Origin of the sequence: Pyramidobacter porci (assembly GCF_009695745.1) — a bacterium.
GTDB classification, from domain to species: Bacteria; Synergistota; Synergistia; order Synergistales; family Dethiosulfovibrionaceae; genus Pyramidobacter; species Pyramidobacter porci.
Window position 1 is genome coordinate 107323 of sequence record NZ_VUNH01000005.1, and the last position, 21508, is coordinate 128830.

Here is a 21508-nt window from a genome sequence, read left to right on the forward strand (position 1 = left end):
CCGCTTTCATGGCCGGACTAGAGCCCCTCGTCCATCAGACGGACTTTCTGCCCGTCGTGAAGAAAATGAACGCCGTAGATCACGATCAGTTCGCCGCCGTGCAGCTGCGCAGAACTCACTTCAAGCGTGCCCTTAGGCCCGGGCTGACCGATCCGTACGGAGATCTTCCCGACCTGCCCGTCCTGGTAGCGCCACAGGAAAGCGCCCTCTTTCCCTTCGCTGACGACCGCCGTGGCGGGGACGCTGAACCAGCCATCCGGTTCAGCGCCGCCCAGATCGGCGGCGACCGTCACGCTCATGCCGGGCAGCGCCCTCACGTCTTCCGGCCGGGGCATCGTGACCGTGACGGCGTAAGTGCCGGTCTGCGGATCGGCCTGCGCGGAGAATTCCTTGAGCTGCACGGGGAAAGATCGACCGGGGACGGCGTCGAAACGGGCGGCCAGCCGAAAATCGCCGCTCAGACGAGCCAATTCCTTCGCATCGGCCGAAACGGGAATGGGAGCGCGCAGCACGTCCTTGTCCGGCACGTCGAAAACGATCTCCAGCGTCGAGAGATCCTGAAAGCTGACGATCGTCTGCTTGGCCGTCACGTCCTGAAAGTTTTCGACGAGACGGTCGGCGACGACTCCGTCGAAAGGAGCGCGCAGCTCCGTGTCTTTCAACGCGTCGCGCGCCGCCTCGGTCTGCGCCGTCGCGGCGTTCAGCGCGGCACGGGCCACGTTCAGCTGCGTCCGGTAGGCGTCGAACTGGGCGGAAGCGATCACTTTCTGCTGATAAAGCGCGCTGTAACGTTTGAAATTGGATTCGGCCTCGCCGTACTGAGCTCTCGCCTGCGCCTGACGGCTTTCGGCCTGCGCCAGCTGCGTTCTGAAATCGCGGGGATCGAGGCGGGCCAGCAGCGCGCCTTTTTCGACCGAGGCGCCTTTTTCAGCCGGCAGTTCCGCCAGCGTGCCGGGAACGCGAAACGACAGGTTGACGCGCTGGGCTCCCTGAATGAAGCCAAAATATTCGCTGCCGCTTCCGCCCTGCGCGCCGCCCAGGCGGACTGTCTTCACCGGACGGACGATTTCGGGCCGCGGCTCGGGATTTTCCCGCCGGCGGAACGTCTCCAGCCCCCAATACGCGCTTGAAAGCGCTGCTATCCCCGCGGCGATTTTCGCCAGCGCCACCAAAGAACTCTTCTTCATAAGATTTCACTCCCCGCTGAATCATAAAAACATCGACAGGAAACATTCTATCAGCAAGAACCGCGACATGTCTGAACAGAACGGAGACATTGCTCATCACGCCCCAACAAGAAAAGCCCCGAAAAAGCGCGCGTCCGCGTTTCTCCGGGGCCTTTCGGCGTGCACGTCGCTTTCGGCTCCCTGTATTCTCGCAAAAACGCCCCGCCGCCCGGACTGTCCGTTACCTGACGGGCAAGTTCAGCCGCGCTTCAATCAGCAGGCGGACCTCGCGAGCGACGAACTCGGGAGAAAAATCAGAGCCATCCGGTTCTTCCAGAATCATCCCGGCGATGCCATACGACAGGAGGCCGACCAGCAGCTCCCGCTGTTCCCGGGGCAGCGCGCCGCTCGTCGCGCAGCGCGACAGCAGCGGACGCAGATTGTCCTGGATGGCGCGGATGACGACGGCGACGGCCTGAGGGCGCATCTTCGTGGCGCTGAAAAGGCTCTTCAGTTCGGCGTAATAGCCCCTCATCGCGCGGATCATCAGCGCGAGAGAAGCCCCGGCGTCCTGCGACTGGGCGCCTCGCACGAGAAGCCTGGAGATTTCGCGGGAAACGGTCCACTCCAGCGCGTCCATGACATCCTGAAAATGGTAATAAAAGCCTCCGCGCGAGATGCCGCACCGCGTCGTCAATTCTCTGACCGTCACCTTGTCCCAGGACTTTTCCCGCACCAGCCCGATCAGCTCGCGGGCGATCCGTTCTTTCAAATCGTCGTCCATGAACGCGTCTCCGCCCTTCTGCAAAATTTTCCCCGCGCGAAACGAAACCCCAGCCCGACGGAAAGGGGCTCGCCGGTCGCTTCCGCCCCGGGAATCTCCCCGCAGTTTTCGGAATCGCCGCGCTGCCCGACACAAAAATTGTACCACTTATTTCATTTGCCGTTCCCAGAATGAGATGGCGTCATTGATCCATCCTTCCGCTATGGTTCCCGTGCCCAGACCGAATCCGTGTCCCAGACCTTCGTAGGCGTGAAATTCGGTGGCGATTCCCAGCGCGTTCAGTGCATCGATTCGCGCTCTCATTGTCCACCCTCTTCTCGACGAAGCGGGAAAAGAAGTCGCGGAGTTTTCGGGGATCATGTCCAACCCGACCTATGCCAAGGTTCAGGAGGGGGCCCGGCTGGCCCGCGAGAAAAAGGTCGATTTCATCCTCGCGGTAGGCGGCGGGCCGGTCAGCGACTGCTGCAAGATCGTTTCAGCTCAGGCCGGGCTGAACGAGGACATCTGGGAGTTCGAATACGCAAAACGCCGGCGGCCCACGGAATTCATCCCCATGGGCGTCGTCGTCACCGTAGGCGGCACGGGATCGGAACAGAACGACGGCGCCGTAATCACCCACGAAGCGAAAAAGATCAAGTCGGCGCTCTGGGGGGCCTCCGCCGATTTCGCCGTGCTCGACCCTGCCTATACGATGTCGGCGCCGCTCACCCAAGCGGTGTCCGGCGCTTTCGATACGCTCTCGCACTGCATGGAGACCTATTTTGGACAGCCGCACGACGATAACCTTTCCGACGATCTCTCCGAAGCGGTGATGCGCAGCGTCATCCGCAACGCGCGACGGCTCGTGCGGGAACCGCGCAATTTGTCGGTCCGCGGCGAGCTGCTCTGGGCCGCCGCCATGGGCGAGAACGGCCTGCTCAAGGCCGGCAAGACCACGGACTTTCAGGCCCATCAGATCGAACATCAGCTGGGCGCTTATACAAACTGCAACCACGGCATGGGACTGGCGGTGATCCATCCGGTGCTGTACCGCCACCTGTACGAAAGCGCGCCGGAGCGCTTCGCCCGTTTTGCCCGCAACGTCTGGAACGTTCCAGCCGGGAAGGACGACGAAGAGACGGCCCGCGCCGGGATTCGGGCGCTGGCGGATTTCATCGCCGAGATCGGCCTGCCCTCGAATTTCCGTCAGATGGGCATTGACGGCACGGACTTTTTCAAAGCCGTCGCCGAATCGACAAACATCTCCCAAGGCTGCTGTAAGCGGCTTACGGCCGGCGAGATCCTTCGGATTCTTCAGGAATGTCACTAGAGACTCGTTGAAACAACAAATCAAACAAGGAGAAAAACACGATGAAAAAACTGTTGATGCCGGTGTGCTGCGCGGCGCTTCTCGCCGCCGCGACGGCGGAGGCCAAAACGCTGGTGGCCTATTTTTCCGTGCCCGAAACGACCGCGGCGCCGGTGAACCGCGAAGAGGAGAACGGCGTCGTCACCGTCGGCGGCCAGGTGCTGGGCAACACCCAGTACGTGGCGCAGCTGATCGCCCGGGAAAGGCGCGGAGATCTGTTCCGCATCGAACCCCGGATCCCCTACACGACCGACCATGCCGAGCTCGTCGCGCAGGCCCGCGCCGAACAGCGCCGCCGCGTCCGTCCCGATCTGAAGCGCCGCGTGGACGACCTGAGTCGGTACGATACGGTTTTCATCGGCTATCCCATCTGGTGGAGCGATCTGCCCATGATCGTTTACAGTTTTCTCGAACAGCACGATCTGAAGGGCAAGACGGTGATCCCCTTCGTCACCCACGGCGGCAGCCATCTGGCCGGAACGCCCGCGACGATCGCAAAGCTTCTGCCCGGTTCTCGCGTCGTCGCCGACGCTCTCTGCCTCGACCGCGACGACGTGGAGCAGACGGCCACAGCCGAAGTCGCCGGCTGGCTGAAAGCTCTGGATTTAAAATAAGCCCGCGGCAAAATCTTATCCATCTCATCACATGAGGACACAGGAGAAAATATCGATGAGAAAAAAACTGTTCGCGCTGTTCGCCTTCGTCGTTTCCGCCGCCCTGTTCGCCGTCGGGGCTTCCGCCGCGCCGGCGGCGAAGGACAAGGACGAGCTCGATCTTTACGCTTATACCGTCGCCGACCTGAACGTCGTCAATCCTGAAACGGGCAGGACACTGCGCGGCCGGCTGTACCGCCCCGTGACCGCCGGGCGGACGCCGCTGGCGATCTGCGCCCACGAGCTGGGCAGCAATTACGCCCGCCGCTGGCCCCAGTACGGCAAAAGCCTGGCCTCTCACGGCGCGGCGGTCTACACGTTCGACTTCGCCGGCGGCGGCCCCAAGGAGCGAGCCGACGGCACGCCCGGCAGCCACAGCGACGGCGAGACGACCGAGATGTCGGTGATGACCGAAGTGAAAGATCTGGAAGCCGTGCTCGCCGCGGCCAAAACGTGGGATTTCGTCGACAGCGGGAGGATCGCGCTGATCGGCGGCTCTCAGGGCGGCGCGGTCTCCGTCGTCGCCGCGGCGCGCCATGCCGGCGACTTCAAAACGCTCGTGCTGCTTTATCCCGCCCTGCTCATCCGCGACGACCTGCACAAAAAGTTCGCTTCCGCCGACGCGTGCCCGCCCGTGTACAAGTACAACGGCTGGCTCGACGTCAGCCCCGTTTACGTGAAGGACATGTGGGATTACGACCTCTACGTCGACATGCCCAAATACGACGGCCCGGTGTTGATCCTCCACGGCGACAGGGACGAGATCGTCCCCATGAGCTATTCCGAACGGGCCGCCGCGGCGCGAAAAAACACAAAAAGCGGAGGCCGCCGCCGTTTCCCGTGTGGGAAGCGGCGAGGCGGCTTTCGCTTTTCTTTTGCGGTCAATCCGCTTCCCGCGCGGGCAGCGGCGAAATTCGCGTGACCAGATGATTTTTGGCGATGAAGCCCGACGGAGCGCGGCCGTCTTCGAAATATGCCCGCACCGCTTCCAGTACGCCGCGGACGATCTCGCGCCCCAGCGGCCCGACGCTGGCGGTCATGCGGCCGTCCGCGACGGCCCGAAGCGCTTCGGGGATCAGATCGACACCGCCAACGGGAAGTTCCAGTCCGCGCGGTGCCAAAACGTCGCAGACGCCGAGCGCCATCAGGTCGTTGGCGCAGAACACGGCGTCCGGCTGCCACGACAGCAGGCGTTCCATCGCGGCGCGCCCGCCAGCGCGGGTAAAATCGCTCTCCTCCACGCGCACCGCTTCAGCGCCGCAGGTCCGCGCTTCGTCCAGAGCCCCGGCAACGCGGCCGGCGCTCTGACGCGCCGCTTTGGGGCCGGACACGCAGGCGACGCGCCGCCATTTTTTTGCGGCGCGCGTCAGTTCGCGAGCGCAGAGCCGCCCCTGCTCTTCGAAGTCACAGACGGCCAGCGGCCGGTAACGGGCGATGCCAGACGCCAGCGCCGGATCGCTCTTCGGCCCGACGTCGAACAGCGGCGTATCGCCGGCTCCCGCCGCGGCGGAAGCCAGCGCCGCACCGTCAAGAGGATTGACGATCAGCGCGTCGAAGCCGCGCCCCATCAAAGTTGCGCACAGACGCGCCTGCGCGTCCGCGTCGCGCGGCGGGTCGGGAAAGAAAATCTGTGCTTCGAAGGGGAATCCGGGCAGAAACGTCCGGTACCAACGAAGCTGTTCCTGCCAGAAGGGGTTATCCTGATCGCCGAAGAGGATGCCGACGCGGCGCGGCACGCTATTTCCAGCCCTCGAAATTATTGATGTTCTCCGACGTGACCAGCGTGATGGGGATGCCGAGGCGCTCCGGCACGGCCAGCCCCTTGCTCAGCTTCAGCGTGTAGATCAGCGCGCCGCGCGTCCAGGCCGCCTGCGAGAACGTCGTCGAACCCGTCAGACGTCCGGCGGCGATCGCCTCTTTCGCCTGCGGGATGAAATCGGTGCCGTAGACCATCACGCCCTTGATTCCGGCCACTTCGAAGGCGTCGACGGCGGCGAGCGCCATCACGTCGTTGGCGCAGTACAGCCCCTTCAGTTCGGGATGCGCCTTGACCATGTTCGTGGCGATGTTGTAGGCCTCGTTGCGGTCCCAGTTGCCGGCCTGCACGGCGACGACTTTCATGCCCGCGGCTTCGAAGGCCGCGACCGCGCCCTCGCGGCGCAGGCGGCTCTGCATCGCGCCGGGCTTGCCCTCGATCATCGCTACGGCAGAACCGGCCGGCAGTTTTTTGCCCATGTCTTCGGCGCAGAGGCGTCCCTGCTCGAGAAAAGCGGCGGAGATCCAGCCGTCCATCTTCGCGCCGGCCTGGGCCAGCCCTTCGGCGCTCACGGCCGGGCCGGAGCAGACCACGGGAACCTTTTTCTCGTTGGCCTTGAGCACGCCCGGCACCAGATTCATGCCGTCCAGCGGCGTGACGATGACAGCGTCGTACTTGCGGGCGATCATCGCCTCGAACAGGTCGAGCTGCGCGCGCGGATCCTTGTCGGTCGCGGGAGCCATCACCTCGACGGCGACGCCCATCTTTTCGGCCCACTCGCCGTAGCGTTCCTTCATCGTCACCCAATAGGGATTGGAAAGAGACGTCATCAGCACGCCGACGCGCTCCTTGCCCGTCAGTTCGGGCAGCGGCGCGAGCTGCTCTTCCAGCTTGGCGATGGAAGACAGCACCATCGGGTTCTCCGCCGCGCTCAGGGGCGCGGCGAAAGCGCACAGACACAGAAGCGGAACGAGAAACTTTTTCATAACGGCACATCCTTCGAAAAAAAATATCACGGCGCCAGACGCCGGTAAAACACCGTTCGAAATCAGCCGCGGCGCGCCTCGGAAAGCACGATCGAGACGAGGATGATCACGCCCACCGCCAGCTCCTGATAATACGAAGAGACGCTCCACATCGTCAGCCCGTTTTTGACGAGCGCCAGCAGCACGCCCGCCAGCGCCGTGCCGAAAAGCGCCGCCCGGCCGCCCCGCGGCGCCGTTCCTCCCAGCACCGACGTGGCGATGGCGTCGAGGTTCATGGCCGCGCCCGCCAGCGGTTCGGCGCAGTTCAGGCGCGCCGTAATCAGAATCGAAGCCACAGCGGCGCAGAGACTGCATGCGCAGAACGTCCCGGTCCGCCAGCGCCGGTCGTTCACGCCGCAGCGCCGCAGCGCCTCGGCGTTGACGCCCAGCGTGCTGACGTACACGCCGCACCGCGTGCCGTAGTAGAGGACGAAGATCAGCGCGAACAGCGCCGCGCTGATCAGAACCGAGACCGGCACGCCGCCGATCCGCCCGCGCCCGATCCACGTGAAATCCGGCGGCAGCCCGTACACCGGCGACGCCTGCGTGATCACCAGCGCCAGACCGGAGAAAATCGACATCGACGTCAGCGTTCCCATAAAGGGATTGACGCCCACGCGCACGATGATCAGCGAATTCCACAGACCGACGCCCAACCCGCACAAAAGCGCCAGAACGCAGCCCGCCCACGCAGGCGCCCCGGCCTTCATCGCCAGCGCCGTCAGCACGCCCGTCAACGCCGCTGCGGAACCGACCGACAGATCGGTGACGCCGGACGTGAGGACCAGCGTCATGCCCAGGCCGGCGACGACGTTGACGGTGCTCTGGTCGAGGATGTTGCGCAGATTGTCGGCGTCCCAGAAATAGGGCGACGTGGCGCAAAACAGCGCGCAGAAAAGCAGGATCACGCCGGCCAGCGCGAACTGCTGCAGATGTTTTTTCACGAAGATCATGACAGCGCCCCCGACATCCAGCCGGCCAGCTTCAGCGGATCCAGCCCGCGCGCCGGCTCTTCGCGGACCGTGACGCCGCGGCGGAGCACCGTGACGCGGTCGGCGACCTGCAAAATCTGCGGCAGATTGTGACTGATGCACAGCAGCGTCAGTCCCCGGTCGCGCAGCTGCGACATGATCTCCAGCAGATGGGACGATTCGCGCAGCCCCATGGCGGCGGTCGGCTCGTCCATGATCAGGATGCGCCCGCCCTGCGCGATGGCCCGCACGGCGGCCACGGCCTGACGCTGACCGCCGGAGAGTGCTCCCACCGGCACGCCGCATGCGGTGAGGCGGATGGAGAGGCGCGCCAGCAGCTTTTCCGCGTCGGCGACCATGCGCGCGCGGTCGAGAAAAACGCCCCATTTCAGGGGTTCCGCGCCCAGCCAGATGTTGGCGGCCACGTCCAGATGGTCGGCCAGCGCCAGATCCTGATAGACCACGGCCACGCCGAGGGCGCGCGCCTGAGGCACCGTCAGCCGCTCATAGCGTTTGCCGCCGGTTTCGATCGCACCGGCGTCGGGCGTCAGCACGCCGGCAAGACATTTGATCAGCGTCGATTTTCCCGCGCCGTTGTCGCCCACCAGCGCCATGATCTCGCCGCGGCGCAGTTTCAGCGAGCCGCCCGCGAGAGCTCGCACGCGCCCGAACGACTTTTCCAGTCCCGCTGCCTGCAGAACGATGTCTTCCACGGCGGCCGCCTCCTTTCTGTCGTTGATCGTTCATAAATTATATGAAAAATTTTGATGATGCGTGTCCGTTGATGCGAATAATTTTTATCACGAAAAGCGCAACCAATGCATCCTTATCGAGCAAGAGTCAGCAAAATGCGGCCGATTTCCGCCGACAGAGGGAAAGCACGTCTCTCGCCACGAAGACGCGGCGAAAAAAAGAAAACGGTGAGCGGCCGGCGATGTTCCACGTGGAACACAGCTTACGAAAAAAGCCTGGCGATCGTTCGACCGTCAGGCTTTCCGCGTTGTTCGGCTTGAAGTTCCGCGCGTTCTTCCAGCTTTTTTCGTCTGCTTCGCGCGGCCTCCCTGATGCGCTCATTTCAGCGTCCAGCAGCCGTTACGGTCCGGCGCGGCCAGTCCGCGGGCGGCCGCGAGGGCCAGTCCGGCGGCCGCGGCGTTTCGCGCGGAGACTCCGGCGCGGGGGTAGCCGAGTTTTTTCGCCGTCTCGCACAGCAGGTCTTCTTCGGGCAGGGCGATCTGTTCGCGCAGCGCTTCGCAAAGGGCATTGGCCGCCTCCTGCGCGGGCACGTCGGCGGCGTCGCGTTTGGCGGCGCCGTCGCCGCTGACGCGGAACCCCTCGTAACCGTCGGGATCCTGACCGTCGTGCCAGTACCAGGTCATATCCTCGCGTTCGGTCGTTTTCAGCGCCATCGACGCCAGCAGCCCGTTGAGATATTTCTGCGCGCGCGGCCCCAGACGGGTCATGCCGAGGCTTTGCAGCAGGCGGCGCGTCAGCAGTTTGGCGGAAATGGGCGCTTCGGTGCGCACGATGAGTTCGACGCGACCGCGCAATAATTTTTCGTTGCGCGGCTCGGCGAATTCGGCCGCCGTGAGTTTTTTCTCGGGCAACAGCGCGGGGCGGTACATCCGGCCGGCCGTTCGGGGCGTAGTCATCGTTTTTTCGGCAGCGACATCTGCCTGCGGCGCAGGATCCGCCCGCTCTGCGCGTTCCGGCTCGCCGCCATCGGCCGCGGCGGCATTGCCGCGTTCTGCGGGGATCGCCGAGTCTCCTCCGTTTTCCGCGGCGGCCGCCGTTTCGTCTTCAGCGACGCGGCGCGCGGCCGCTGCGGCTTCGGCTTTCGCGGCTTCTTCCGCGGCGCGGCGTTCGGCCTCGCGCTCCTCGCGGCGGGCGGCGCGGCGCGCTTCGATGCGGCGCAGCAGGCGGCCGAGCTCGCGTTTCTTGTTGTCCCACCAGTCCATGGTCCAGACGCGTTCGATCGTCCAGCCCAGCCCCTTCAGCACGCCGATCTGGGAGATCTCGCGCTCGCGCACCATGCGGGCGTCGCGGTACGCGCCGCCGTCGAGCAGAACGCCCAGCAGGTATTCGCCGGGCTGATCGGGATCGACGACGCCGATGTCGACGCGGAATTTCGAATGTCCGACCTGGCGCGCCGTCTCGTAGCCGCGTTCAGCCAGCCGCGCGCAGATCTCGGCGGCGACGCCGTCGGGCTCGTGCGGGGCGTCTGTCCCGGCGGCGGACGCTTTCATCGGCAGATAGCCGCTCCGGGCGTACTGCAAAAACGCTTTCAGCGCCGCCACGCCTTCCGAAGCGGTTCGGGTCAGGTCGATCTGTTCGGGTTCCAGCGACGAAAAGACCATCATCTCGGCGCGCGAGCGCGACACGGCGACGTTGAGCCGCCGCCAGCCGCCGGCCTGGTTGACGGGGCCGAAGTTCATGCTCACGCGCCCTTCGCGGTCGGCGCCGAAGCCGATCGAGAACAGGATCACGTCGCGTTCGTCGCCCTGCACGTTCTCGAGGTTTTTAATGAACAGCGGCTCTTCGGATTCCTGGTACCACTTTTCCAGTTCGGGGTCTTGCCCGCGGGCTTCTTCGAACAGGTCGTCGACGAGATTCTGCTGGGAGATGTTGAAGGTCACGACGCCGACGCTCTCGCCGCGCCGCGCCGGATCTTTGGCGCGGCGGATCACTTCGGCCACGACGGCTTCGGCCTCGGCGCGGTTGGTCCTGGCGCCGCCGCGGTCGAACGTGCCGTCGATCTTGACGAAGCTCACCTTCGAAACGCGGTCGTTCGCCGACGGGAACGTGTAGAGCTTGTTCTCGTAAAACTGATTGTTGCTGAAGGCGATCAGGCTTTCATGGCGGCTTCGGTAGTGCCAGAGCAGGTGCGTCTCCGGCATGCCGAGCGCCAGGCAGTCGTCGAGGATGCTGGTGAGGTCGGCCACTTCGGGGTCTTCCTCGCGGTCGTCGAGATTGGTCATGAAAAAGCTCGTCGGCGGCATCTGCTTGGGATCGCCGACGATCACGGCGTTCTTTCCGCGGGCCAGCGCGCCGACGGCCTTGCTGGTGGTGAGCTGCGACGCTTCGTCGAAGACGACGAGGTCGAACATCTCGCGCCGCGGGTCGAGATACTGCGCGGCGGAGATCGGGCTCATGAGCATACAGGGGCAAAGCCGCGGCAGCAGATTGGGCAGCTGTTCGAAGAGGCGGCGGATGCTGAGGTTGCGCCCGCCGGAGCGGATGGCGCGCTGCAAGATGCCCAGTTCGGAGTTCTGCGACGCCTCGCGCGTGAAATCCGGCGCTTTGGCGGCCAGACTGTAAAAAGCCTCGGCGCTGGCCAGACGCGCCAGCTCGTCGATCAGCCCCTTGATCTGGGCGATCTTTTCATCGAAAACCGCGCCGGAGAAGCGGTTCAGCACGGGATCGCCGTCGACGGCGTCCTCGATGAGATTGCGCAGGCAGGCCTTGCGGTACGCCGGCAGCGCCTTGTCATGCTCCAGCCCGTTCCGGCAGGCCGATACGACCGGTCCCAACCCGACGGCTTCCGCTTCCGCGCACAAGCTGTTCCAGAGGATCCAGTCGCGCAACGCTTCGGCGTTGTCGAGCAGCGCGGCGCAGAGATCTTTCTGCGCCGCCGCCCAGTCCTCGCCGGCCGCCGGTTCTTCGGTGCGCAGCAGCGCGTTCAGCTCGCGGCGCGAAGCCCCCAGATCCAGACAGAGCGTCAGCAGCTCCGCGGCCGCCCGCTGCGATTCGGGATCGGCGGCGTGCCACCGCCGAAGCTCCGTTCCGCCGCCCAGTTCGTCAAGACGGGACGCGCTTTGCACGGCACTCCGGACCAGTTCGAGCACACGCCCCCAATCCGTCTCGCGGCCGCGATCGAGCGACTCAAGGCCGGGGCCGTACTCCCGCAAAAGCTGCCGGGCACGCGCCAGCTCGGCGCGATAGGCGTTCAGCCGGTCGAGATCGCCGGGCGCGTCCTCTTTGCCGCGCGGCGCCAGCGCGTAGGACGAAAGTTTTCTCACGAACCCCGACTCGGCCAACAGACGCGGCAGCAGCCACTTTCGCTCGATCCCGTCCCACTCGCCGCGCAGGGCCGCGCCGTCCTGTTCGAGAAACGCCGGGCGGTACGCTTTCAGCAATTCGCCGCCGATTTCCGCGGCGGCACGGTAATGCTCCGCCATTTCCAGCACGCCGCGCAGATACGTTCCGGCGTCGTCTTCCGCCGCCCAGCGGCGCGGCGTTTCCCGCCACCGGACCAGCTCAACGGCGATGTCGCGAAGCTGGTCGTATTCCTTTTTCAAACGCGGCGCGCCCAATCCCAGCCGTGCCGCGAAGGCCCGCGCCGCGCGTTCCGAAGCGTCGAGGCGCGCCCGATAATCTTCGGCCAGCGCCGGCAGTTGGCTGCGCAAGCGCTGCGAGTACTCCGTTTCCGTCACAAGCCGCAGCGGATGGCCGCAGGGGCGCCCAACCGCCCGCGCCGCCGCGGCAAGGCGGCCGAGCAGCGACTCGTTGCGTTCCAAATCGGCCGCCGTCCAGGCGGCGGTGCGCGAATATTCGAGGCGGATGCCGGCGTCGTCGGCTTCGGCCAGCGGTTCGTAAGCGTTGATCATCTCGTAAACGGAAAGGCCCGACGCGCGTTTTTCATGCAGGCGGTGCGGATATTCCGCCAGCTCGGCGCGCAGCCGCGCGGCTTGTTCGGCTTTCTGCGCGTAGATCGGCGTTTTCTGCGCGCGTCCGGCTTCGGCGGCGGCGCGCAGCTGCTCGAGCACGTCTTTTTTGCGGGCTTTGTTGGAATGGAGTTCGAGGCAGAACGGATCGAGCCCCAGCTTGCGCAGGCGTTTCTGCACGACCGACAGCGCCGCCATCTTCTCGGCGACGAAGAGTACGGTCTTGCCCTGCGCCAGCGCGTTGACGATCAGCCCCGTGATGGTCTGCGACTTGCCGGTGCCGGGCGGCCCGTGCAGCACGAAGGTTTCACCCGCCACGGCCGTCTTGACGGCGTAAAGCTGCGACGAGTCCACCGGCAGCGGCAGCAGCAATCCGGTTTCGTCAAGCTCCCGCGGCGGCTCCATGGGTTCGGCTTCCCAGCTCAGCTTGCCGTCCATCAAACTTCGCACGACTTTGTTCTTTTCGAGGTCCGCCATGCGGTTGCGAATGTCGTTCCACATCACGAAGCGCGAGAACGAAAAGATGCCCACGAAGGCCGACTCGATCACGTCCCAGCGTTTCTGCTGCATCACGGCGCGGCGCACGGCGGTGAAGACGCGCACGACGTCGGCGCCGTGTCCGTCGGACGGCAGCGGATCGAGGCCGTCGATGACGATGCCGAAATTCTGCTTGAGCATCTCCAGCAGCGTCACGTTCATGACCGGTTCCTCGTCGCGCAGGCGCAGCCCGTATCCCTTGTTGGCGGCCTTGCGTACCAGCTCCGCCGGCAGCAGGACCAGCGGCGCGTAGCGCGCGCGTTCGCTGCGGTCGCTCTCGTACCAGCGCAGCAGCCCCAGCGACAGATACAGGCTGTTGGCGCCGTTTTCCTCGAGCGAGACTTTGGCGGCGCGATACAGTTCCTTGACGGCGCGCTGCAGCTCGGCTTCGCTCATCAGCGAGCGCAACCGGCCGTTCTGGCACTCCGAGGGCAGCAGCTCTTTGGAAACGGACAGGCCGGACGGCGGCTCCAAACTGCGTGCCGCGCCCTCGGGAAGACGCCATTCCTGCGGCCGCGGGGCAACGGTAAACTGCCGCCCGTCGGCGAGCGCGTCCTCGAGCTGCGGCAGCGACGGAGCCAGCACGGGGATCAGATTCTTCGAAGCGCGCAGGTTGAGCAGCGCGTTGCGCAGCCCCAGGTCGAGCAGCTTGCGCTCCCATTGCAAAATTTTCTTCCCGCGCGCGTCCAGCGGCTTTTGCCCCGTCCTCGCGCCTTCGGAAACGCGCGACGCCATTCCTTCGGGCGCATCCGTGAGTTCTGCCGAAGGACGCGCCTCGGATTCGATGCGCCAGCCGTGGTCGTCCTGCACGCGCAGCGGCAGCGGGCGGACCCCCGCCAGACGGGCGCGGTGCACGTCCACGACGAGACGCACGGGATCTTCGCCGCCCATTTCGGCCGCAGCCGCGGCGCGGGCCTCATCGAACGTCATCCGCCGTCCGGCGGCCATGCCCGTGCACTCCACCGCGGCGATCTCGCCGATACCGTCGGCCATGCGCTTACTCACCAGCGACGGGTCGTCCTTCACCGCGTCCTGGAACGTCATCTCTTCCAGCCAGACGCCGGCGAAAATGTGATCGTTCTTGAGCAGAAGCAGCGGATACAGCCCCGCCGCTTCGAGGCAGGCCGCGTAGAGCAGCGTCAGGTCAAGGCAGGTACCCAGGCGCGCTCCTGTCACCGCGTCGCAGAGGCGCACGCGCTGCCCCGCCGCTTCGAAACTGGCCGGCGGCACGGCGTAGACGACGTCCAGCTCCTGAATCGCCCCGTACAGGGCGGCCGCCTGCTGGAGCACGCGATTGGGGTTCTGCGTCTGATAGGCGTCGAACGAGGGACTGCCCGTCCACTCTTTCAGCAGCTTCGAAGCGCGCTTCATCAGTTTGGCGATCTCGGGATGATTGGGTGTGACGAAAGCCGCCAGCAGCTCGGGATAGTAACCGCTTCCCTGCCACTCGTCGAAGGCCAGGAAGGTCACTTCCTTCACGGCCGAAGCCAGACGGTTCTCTCCCTGCCAGACTTCCGCCGTCACCGTCGCGACGACGCGCTCCGTCAGCTGCGCAAGGCGTTCGGGCCGGAGCGCGAGTTTGAGGTCGCCGATCTCCGCGGTTTCCCCCGCCGGAAGCCGGGAGATGCCGAACTTCGCCGGCTCGACAAAATCTTCCGCCGCGAAAAGGCGCACTTCCAGGTCTTCCAGATCCGCCGCGCCGGAATTGCTCACGGCGACGCGGCGCGCCAGAGGCAGGCCGTTCTGCTGCTGCGCATAGTTGACGACGGGCGTCACCTGCATGTCCAGTGTGATTGCCGCGGTTCGTTCGTCCATGACATTTCCCTCGCTCGTCGATGAGATGAAAAACTTTCTCTCCTCTTATAAACAAAAAGCGCCAAAAAGGCAAGCGCCGCCGAGCGATTCCCCCGCCCGCCGCCGAATTTTTCAGCGATGGCCGCCGGCGTCCATAAAACAAAAGAGACCGGCACGAACCGGTCTCTTTTGTTTTACTTACGCCACTTTTCGTACGCCGCTTCGTGGTAGGGCACGGGCACGCCCGTTTCGCGGCCCAGTTGCACCATGCGGCCGATGATGTGATCCAGTTCGGTGCGGGCGGGATCTTTGCCGGCGCGCAGATCGCGGTACAGCGACGTGACCGTGTCGGCCGGCATTTTTTCAAAGGCGTCGATCAACTTGTCGGACAGCGACGCCGGCAGTTCCACCCCTTGGGCGGCCGCGACCGCCGTCATCTCGTCGATGACGGCGCGGATCACCTTTTTATGACCGGGGTCGGCCAGGACCTTGCCGGCCGGGCCGTCGTACCAGCAGAACACACAGCTGTTGCTGCCCATGGTCACGTACTTGTTCCAGCTGGCGCGCACGATGTGATCGGTCACTTTCGTCTCGATGCCCGCCCGGTTCAGCAGCTCCGCCGCCGCGTCGAGCGCGGCCGGACGCGATCCGTCCCTCATGCCGACGACGACGCTGCACTGCCCCGCCGTCTGAACCACCGCGCCGGGCGCTTCCAAATGGCTGAACACGCGGATCGTGCCGTCGGCCAGCAGGCACGGCGGCAAAAACGGCTCCATCTGCTCGGAAACGACGACGCCGTTGAGCAGAGGGATCACCAGCGTCTGCGCCCCGACCATCGGGCTCATGGCCGCACAGGAAGCTTCCAGGTCGTAGCCCTTGCAGGCGACGATCAGCGCATCCATCACACCCAGCGCCGCCGCGTCGTCCGAAAGGGCGGCCGGACGCGCGGTAAAGCGCCCCAGTTTGACTGAATCCACCCTCAATCCGCCGCGGCGGATCGCTTCGAGATTTTCGCCGCGGGCGCAGAAATACGTTTCTCCGTGGACGCGCGCCAGCGCGCCGCCCACAAAACCGCCGATACCGCCAATTCCGAACACGCCGACTTTCATCTTCCAGCCTCCTTCATTTCGTAAGACGGGGCGCTCAAGCCGTCCCGCCGTTCTCCCCGGAAGAGCGCCGCAAAAAAACGCTGCACCCAGTACGTCTCCGTTCATTATCTCAATTTTTTTCGCTGACTGTCTTGATTTTCTCCCAAACAACCTGTAGAGTATTTAATTGAAATACGCCCGACGAAGAGGCGTCGCTGTTTACCAAATCCGAAGGAGATGAAGCGACAATGATCATTTCAGAACGAATCAGCAGCCTGTCCGCGTCCCCCATCAGAAAACTGAATCCCTACGCTGCCGCGGCAAAGGCCGCAGGCAAGAAAGTCTATCATCTGAACATCGGTCAGCCCGACATCGAAACGCCCGCCGGCTTCCTCGACGCGATCCACCGCTTCGACAAAAAAGTCATCGCCTACGGCGACTCGCACGGCAATCCGCGCCTGCTCGAAGCGATCCGCGCCTATTATCAAAGCTGGAACATGGATTACGGCACCGAACAGATCACCATCACCAACGGCGGCTCGGAAGCGCTGCTGATCGCCATGATGGCGCTCTGCGATCCCGGCGACGAAATCCTCGTTTTCGAACCCTTTTACGCCAATTACAACGCGCTGGCGCGAGCGCTCAACATCACCGTCCGCGCCATTGCGACGCATGCCGAAAACGGCTATGCGCTGCCGGACGAGGCGCACGTGGAGCGCGGCATCACGCCGCGCACCAAAGCCATACTGCTGACCAATCCCGGCAACCCCACGGGGCGCGTCTATACGCCCGCGGAGATGGAACTGATCTCGCGCGTCGTACGCCGTCACAACCTGGCGCTGATCGCCGACGAAGTGTACCGCGAGTTCGTCTACGGAGCTTCGTATCGCAGCTTCGGCGCCATGCCGGAACTGGACGAGCATCTCGTGCTCGTCGATTCGCTCTCCAAGCGCTACAGCGCCTGCGGCGCGCGGATCGGCGCGCTGCTGAGCCGCAACAAAGAGTTCTGCGTCCAGATCATGAAATACTGCCAGGCCCGCCTGTGCTGCCCCGAGCTGGAACAGATCGGCGCCGCCGCGCTTTACGCCACGCCGAAGAGCTATCTCGACGGCGTCAACGCCGAGTACCGCCGGCGGCGCGACACGCTTCAGCGCGAACTCGCCAAAATCCCCGGCGTCGCCTGTTCGTCGCCGCAGGGCGCTTTCTACGTGATGATCAAAATGCCCATCGACGACGCCGAAAAGTTCGCGATCTGGCTGCTGGAACACTTCGACAGCCACGGCGAGACCGTCATGTTCGCGCCCGGCAGCGGCTTTTACGCCACGCCCGGCCTCGGCAGGGACGAAGCGCGCCTGGCCTACGTACTCAACTGCGCCGATCTCACCCGCGCCATCGAGATTCTCGGCGAAGGGTTGAAGGCCTATCCCGGCACGAAACTGCTGGCGTAAAACACCCCCGCGAAAAGCCGCGCCGGAATCCTGTCACACTTCCATAGAGTAACGCTCCTCCCACAACGGACGCCCGAGCGTGATTTGCTGCGCGCGCCCGTCACGGACAAAGCCGTTCTTTTCGTAGAATCGCCTTGCTCGGATGTTGTCGCACAGCACCCATATCGTGAGGCGCGAATAGCCAAGGGACTTCAGCCTCTTGATGCAGAATTCCAGTCCGGCCTGGGTGGCCGGAGTTCCCCAGAAATCGGGATGAAAGTAGATCGAGTATATCTCTCCGACGCAGTCAGGTTCGCCATCCTCGTGACTTCGGTACAGGGAAGCGACACCGGCGGGACGGCCGTCGACCGTGAACAGATAATATTCTTCCCGCCGGGCGGCAATCGCACGGGCAAATCTCTCCGCCTGCTTGTCCGCGGTAAACGCCGCGACGATTTCGTCGGGGACGATTCCTTTGTACGCCGTCCGCCATGAGCGCGAATGGATCTTTCCCATGGTGAAAGCGTCTTCCGTTTTCGCCATGACGGCCCCGAACTTCATGCGCCTCGCCTCCATTTCGTCCTTTCGTTGCGGCCATGCAAGAGGCGGCCCGCCGACGTGTTCCGGCGGGCCGCCTCTTTGACGTTCGGCATCGAACGTTTCACGCGGGACTTCTCGTAAGAAAAACGTCCTGCGAGCTTTCTCTTCGATTCTCTTTCCGCTTTCGCGGCGTCTCTCGCTTTATCTCCTAGCGCGCCGCTTCGGTCAGGAAATCCGCCGCGAACTGGGCCATCACGGCACTGCCGCGCTTGAGGATGCTCTCGTCCACGTCGTACTTCTCCTGATGGTTCGTGTAAACGTAGCCTTTTTCCTCGTTGCGGCTGCCGATGAAGCCGAAGATGTAGCGGCATTTTTCGCCGAACCACGAGAAATCTTCGCTGCCCATGATCGCGGGCATGTGCCCGACGCCTTCCTCGCCGTACAGTTTAACTACGGCGTCATGGGCAATGCGGTTCAGCTGTTCGTCCTCGTTGATCACGGGCAGGGTCAGATACTTGTATTCGAGCGTGCCCGCAGCGCCGAAGGCCGAGGCGGTGTCGGCGATAACGCGGCGCATGGCCTCCTCCACCGAGGTATCGGCTTTGAAGGTGCGCACCGTGCCCTCCATTTCCACCTCGCGGGGCACGCAGTTCCAACGGTCGCCGCCGTGGATCGTGCCGACGGTGAGCACGAGGGGATTGAGCGGGTCGTTCATGCGCGACACGCACTGCTGCAAGTTGTTGACGATCGCCGCCGAAACGGCGATGGCGTCGATGCCCAGATGCGGAGCCGAGCCGTGAGCCGACACGCCCGTGACGGTAATTTTAAACTGATGGCAGCAGGCCATGCGGTTGCCCGGCGTCACGTCGATCAGCCCGCTCTCCAGCACGCCCCAGATGTGAGCGCCGTAAATGGCCTCGACGCCGTCCAGCGCGCCCTCGGCAAGCATGGCTTTGGCGCCGGTAGCCACCTCTTCGGCGGGCTGGATGATGAGGCGCACGTCGCCGTGCAGCTCGTCCTTCACCTCGTTGAGGATACGTGCCGCGCCCAGCAGCATGGCCATATGATTGTCGTGGCCGCACGCATGCATTTTGCCCTCGTTTTTCGAGGCGAACGGCAGACCGGTCTGCTCCTTTACGGGCAACGCATCGATGTCGCTGCGCAGCGCCACCGTTTTGCCGGGATGGCCGCCGTGGATCGTGGCCGTCAGACCGCAACAGTTTTCCAGCTCTCTGATGTCGGTGACGCCCATGGCCTCGAGGTCGCGGCGAAGCTGCGCGCGCGTCTCCTTCTCCTCGCCCGACAGTTCCGGGCAGGAATGGTAATAGCGGCGGCGTTCGATGATATAGGATTCGTACTTGTCGGCAAGAGCTTTGATGTCCATAATGCATTTCTCCTTTCAATCGCTTCCGACGCGGAAAGCTGTCAGGCTATGGCTTTCCGCGCACCTATTGCACTCCGTTTAGAACAGCTTCTCGAAGATTCCAGCCACGAAGACGGACGTAATCGTGACGGTAACGAAGCCGCCGACGATCATGGCCGGCATGAGGATGCCCGACAGGTAATCGTGCTCTTCGTCGTTTTCGGCCAGAGCCCTGCAGATCGACTCGGTGATGACGGCATTGGGCGGAAAGCCGTACAGGGCGGTCAGCGAAACGGAGAACGCCAGCGGAATGGAAAGTTTGACGACCTTCGCCGCGATGAAGGCAAACAGCAGCTGGCCGGAAACGCCGGTAACGATCAGCTGCGCCAGGGGCAGGATGATGGACTTGAGCATCTCGGGGGTGCAGTCTTTCAGCCCGTCGAAAATGTACATCATCAGCGCGAACATGACGATGCCGAAGGAGTTGCATTTCGTCAGCGAATTTTCGTCAAGGAAGCCGATCGACGTGAACAGCACGCCGAGCAGCAGGCACCAGATCGCGCCGCTGATCTTGCCGATGGGACCGAAGGAGACGCCGCCCATGACCGTGGCGAGATAGCCGACGATCCCCAGTTTGAGCAGCACCACCACCGCCGAATCAAATTTCTTCGGCACGGGAGGAAGCAGCTTGCGGCGCACCGCGGCAGCGGCCAGGACGGCCTGCTCTTCCGTGACGCCGTTGGCGTCGGATTTGCCGGCGCGGAAGTTCCTGATCAAGCGGCGCCCTTCGTTCTGGAGGAAGATCGCCGTCAGAGGATAGCCCGCGAAACCCTGTACGCAGTACATGGCGATGGCGAACACGCCGACGGCCGTCATCCCCTTGGCGATGGCCGCCTGCTGCATGATCGAAGCGGCGACGATACCGCCCGTCAGAGGCGGCAGGCCGGCGATGACGAAGCTGCGATCCATGAACAGCGGGCAGACGAAGTAACCGGCAAGGCACATGCCGGCCAGACCGGCCAGCGCCACAACGACGACCTTCCACTGCTCCATCAGCTGTTTGAAACTGATAATCGTGCCCATGTGCACCAGCAACAGGAAAATGCCCGTGCTCGCGCCGAAGGGGATCAGCACCGAATTGCTGACCAGATCGTGAGGCACGCCGTGCCAGTATCCCAGCAGCATCAGGCAGGCCGTGACAAAAACCGAGGGAACCCAGGCTTTCGTGATCGTGGAAACCCATTCGCCGATGACGTACATCAGACCGCAGATGGCAAACGCCGCCATGAAATTGTACTTAAAAAACTCAAGCATAATCTCTTCTCGCTCCTTCTCGACACACAAGATTTTGCCGAAAAAACTTTCCGTCCCCCGGAACAAAAGTTTCTTCGGAACACATCGCAACAGCCGGCCCAAACGGGCCGATTGCCTGCGGATGGAAGTAAGTATACCGTCCGCGAAGAAATTTTGCAAATTTTTTCTGCGCTGTCCGTTTTTTAGCAAAACAAACTTTCTATTCCCCCGCAGAATCATAACCACCGGCAGTGCCGGTGGTTTTCGTTTTACAAAAAAACTCCCGGCAGAAAACCTGCCGGGAGACGTTCGTTACGTCGCCGATTTAAGTGAGGTTCATCCTCGTTTTCGTTAAAACGGGCAAAGAGTCTTCGCCCTCTTCAGAGCGCCAAAGGCGCGTCGAAAACTGCATGAAATCGCGCGCCGCATGCTTTTTGCGGCGCGGCCGCGCGCCGGCGCGGCATTTTCAACGATGCTTTCTCATTAAAAAATCAGTATCAGTTCGCGCCGCCAAGGATCGCTCCGAGCAGCAACATGGCGCCGCCCACAACGAACAGATCGTCGCGGTCACGGTGACGATGGTATCTTGGAGGGGGCGGCGGAGGCGGGCGGTGTCCATACGAAGGCGGCGGAGGCGCGGGATGGAACCCCGGGCCGCCGGGGCCGCCCGGACGAGGCGGAGGCGCGGGGCGGAACCCCGGACCGCCGGGACCGCCCGGACGAGGCGGCGGCACGGGGCGGAACCCCGGACCGCCGGGACCGCCCGGACGAGGCGGAGGCGCGGGGCGGAATCTCGGACCGCTTGGACCGCCCGGTCCAGGGGTGCCGCGCAGAGCGGCAATTTGGTTCACGGTGACTTTCTTTGAAGCGGCGTCCGCTGTTCCCGCCACGTTCAGAACGGCAACAGCCGCAACGACAAGAACGATGCCAGCCAGTTTTTTCTTATGCATGGAAAAACCTTCTTGTCTGCAACAGTTCAGTGTCCGCAGGACACTGAAAAATTAGATTTTGGGAAGTTTCAGTCGCCGCTGTTGGCGGCCGCGCCGACCAGCACTCCGAGAAGGAGCATGGCGCCGCCGATTTTCAGCGCGTCGTGGTCGTC

16 protein-coding genes and 1 pseudogene are annotated in these 21508 nt (G+C 63.9%); 4 read left to right on the forward strand and 13 right to left on the reverse strand.

Annotated elements, in window-relative coordinates; translation table 11 throughout:
* Positions 1–17: 17 nt before the first annotated feature.
* The 3 genes from FYJ74_RS05910 to FYJ74_RS05920 all read right to left on the reverse strand — a co-directional run bounded on the left by FYJ74_RS05910 (position 18) and on the right by FYJ74_RS05920 (position 2253).
* Positions 18–1187, reverse strand: a complete 1170-nt coding sequence (locus FYJ74_RS05910; protein WP_154528660.1) for an efflux RND transporter periplasmic adaptor subunit — start codon at positions 1185–1187, stop codon at positions 18–20.
* A 220-nt stretch (positions 1188–1407) separates the two neighbouring features.
* Positions 1408–1950 (reverse strand): TetR/AcrR family transcriptional regulator, encoded by a 543-nt coding sequence (locus tag FYJ74_RS05915; RefSeq protein WP_154528661.1) that lies wholly within the window; start codon positions 1948–1950, stop codon positions 1408–1410.
* A 147-nt stretch (positions 1951–2097) separates the two neighbouring features.
* Positions 2098–2253 (reverse strand): alpha/beta hydrolase family protein, encoded by a 156-nt coding sequence (locus tag FYJ74_RS05920; RefSeq protein ID WP_229769371.1) that lies wholly within the window; start codon positions 2251–2253, stop codon positions 2098–2100.
* Here FYJ74_RS05920 and FYJ74_RS05925 point away from each other — a divergent pair.
* The 3 genes and pseudogenes from FYJ74_RS05925 (at position 2210) to FYJ74_RS05935 (ending at position 4873) form a co-directional block, all read left to right on the forward strand.
* Positions 2210–3259: an iron-containing alcohol dehydrogenase gene (locus FYJ74_RS05925; RefSeq protein WP_326830886.1), complete on the forward strand. Its 1050-nt coding sequence runs from the start codon at positions 2210–2212 to the stop codon at positions 3257–3259. The genes FYJ74_RS05920 and FYJ74_RS05925 overlap by 44 nt on opposite strands.
* A gap of 35 nt (positions 3260–3294) precedes the next feature.
* Positions 3295–3912, forward strand: a pseudogene (locus FYJ74_RS05930) (flavodoxin); the annotation flags it as partial.
* Positions 3913–3967: 55 nt separating this feature from the next.
* Entirely contained in the window at positions 3968–4873 is a 906-nt protein-coding gene (locus FYJ74_RS05935; RefSeq protein WP_195838819.1) for an alpha/beta hydrolase family protein, read from the forward strand.
* On the opposite strand, the gene FYJ74_RS05940 is transcribed toward FYJ74_RS05935, so the two are convergent.
* From FYJ74_RS05940 to FYJ74_RS05965, 6 genes are all read right to left on the reverse strand, one after another.
* A complete protein-coding gene (locus FYJ74_RS05940) occupies positions 4833–5687 on the reverse strand; it encodes a sugar ABC transporter substrate-binding protein (protein WP_326830887.1) in 855 nt (284 codons plus the stop codon). The two genes, FYJ74_RS05935 and FYJ74_RS05940, sit on opposite strands and share 41 nt — an antisense overlap.
* Position 5688: 1 nt before the next feature.
* Positions 5689–6693 (reverse strand): substrate-binding domain-containing protein, encoded by a 1005-nt coding sequence (locus tag FYJ74_RS05945; protein WP_154528664.1) that lies wholly within the window; start codon positions 6691–6693, stop codon positions 5689–5691.
* Positions 6694–6755: 62 nt separating this feature from the next.
* Positions 6756–7685: an ABC transporter permease gene (locus FYJ74_RS05950; RefSeq protein ID WP_154528665.1), complete on the reverse strand. Its 930-nt coding sequence runs from the start codon at positions 7683–7685 to the stop codon at positions 6756–6758.
* Complete coding sequence (locus tag FYJ74_RS05955; RefSeq protein WP_320634199.1) at positions 7682–8416, reverse strand: ATP-binding cassette domain-containing protein; 735 nt, start codon at positions 8414–8416, stop codon at positions 7682–7684. The genes FYJ74_RS05950 and FYJ74_RS05955 overlap by 4 nt, the downstream gene beginning before the upstream one ends.
* Before the next feature lie 357 nt (positions 8417–8773).
* Positions 8774–14716, reverse strand: coding sequence for a DUF3320 domain-containing protein (locus tag FYJ74_RS05960; RefSeq protein ID WP_154528666.1), 5943 nt, complete (start codon positions 14714–14716; stop codon positions 8774–8776).
* 173 nt (positions 14717–14889) lie between these two features.
* A complete protein-coding gene (locus FYJ74_RS05965) occupies positions 14890–15804 on the reverse strand; it encodes a ketopantoate reductase family protein (protein WP_195838820.1) in 915 nt (304 codons plus the stop codon).
* A gap of 227 nt (positions 15805–16031) precedes the next feature.
* On the opposite strand from FYJ74_RS05965, the gene FYJ74_RS05970 reads away from it, so the two are divergent.
* A complete protein-coding gene (locus FYJ74_RS05970) occupies positions 16032–17231 on the forward strand; it encodes a pyridoxal phosphate-dependent aminotransferase (RefSeq protein ID WP_154528668.1) in 1200 nt (399 codons plus the stop codon).
* 33 nt (positions 17232–17264) lie between these two features.
* Here the strand turns inward: FYJ74_RS05970 and FYJ74_RS05975 are convergent, their stop codons facing one another.
* From FYJ74_RS05975 to FYJ74_RS11625, 4 genes are all read right to left on the reverse strand, one after another.
* The gene (locus tag FYJ74_RS05975; protein ID WP_154528669.1) at positions 17265–17771 is read right to left on the reverse strand and encodes a GNAT family N-acetyltransferase; all 507 of its coding nucleotides are present in this window, start codon (positions 17769–17771) and stop codon (positions 17265–17267) included.
* Positions 17772–17958: 187 nt separating this feature from the next.
* Positions 17959–19134, reverse strand: coding sequence for an amidohydrolase (locus FYJ74_RS05980; protein ID WP_154528670.1), 1176 nt, complete (start codon positions 19132–19134; stop codon positions 17959–17961).
* A gap of 78 nt (positions 19135–19212) precedes the next feature.
* Positions 19213–20427, reverse strand: coding sequence for a hypothetical protein (locus FYJ74_RS05985; RefSeq protein WP_154528671.1), 1215 nt, complete (start codon positions 20425–20427; stop codon positions 19213–19215).
* 476 nt (positions 20428–20903) lie between these two features.
* Positions 20904–21356 (reverse strand): hypothetical protein, encoded by a 453-nt coding sequence (locus FYJ74_RS11625; RefSeq protein WP_195838821.1) that lies wholly within the window; start codon positions 21354–21356, stop codon positions 20904–20906.
* Between the last annotated feature and the right edge of the window lie 152 nt (positions 21357–21508).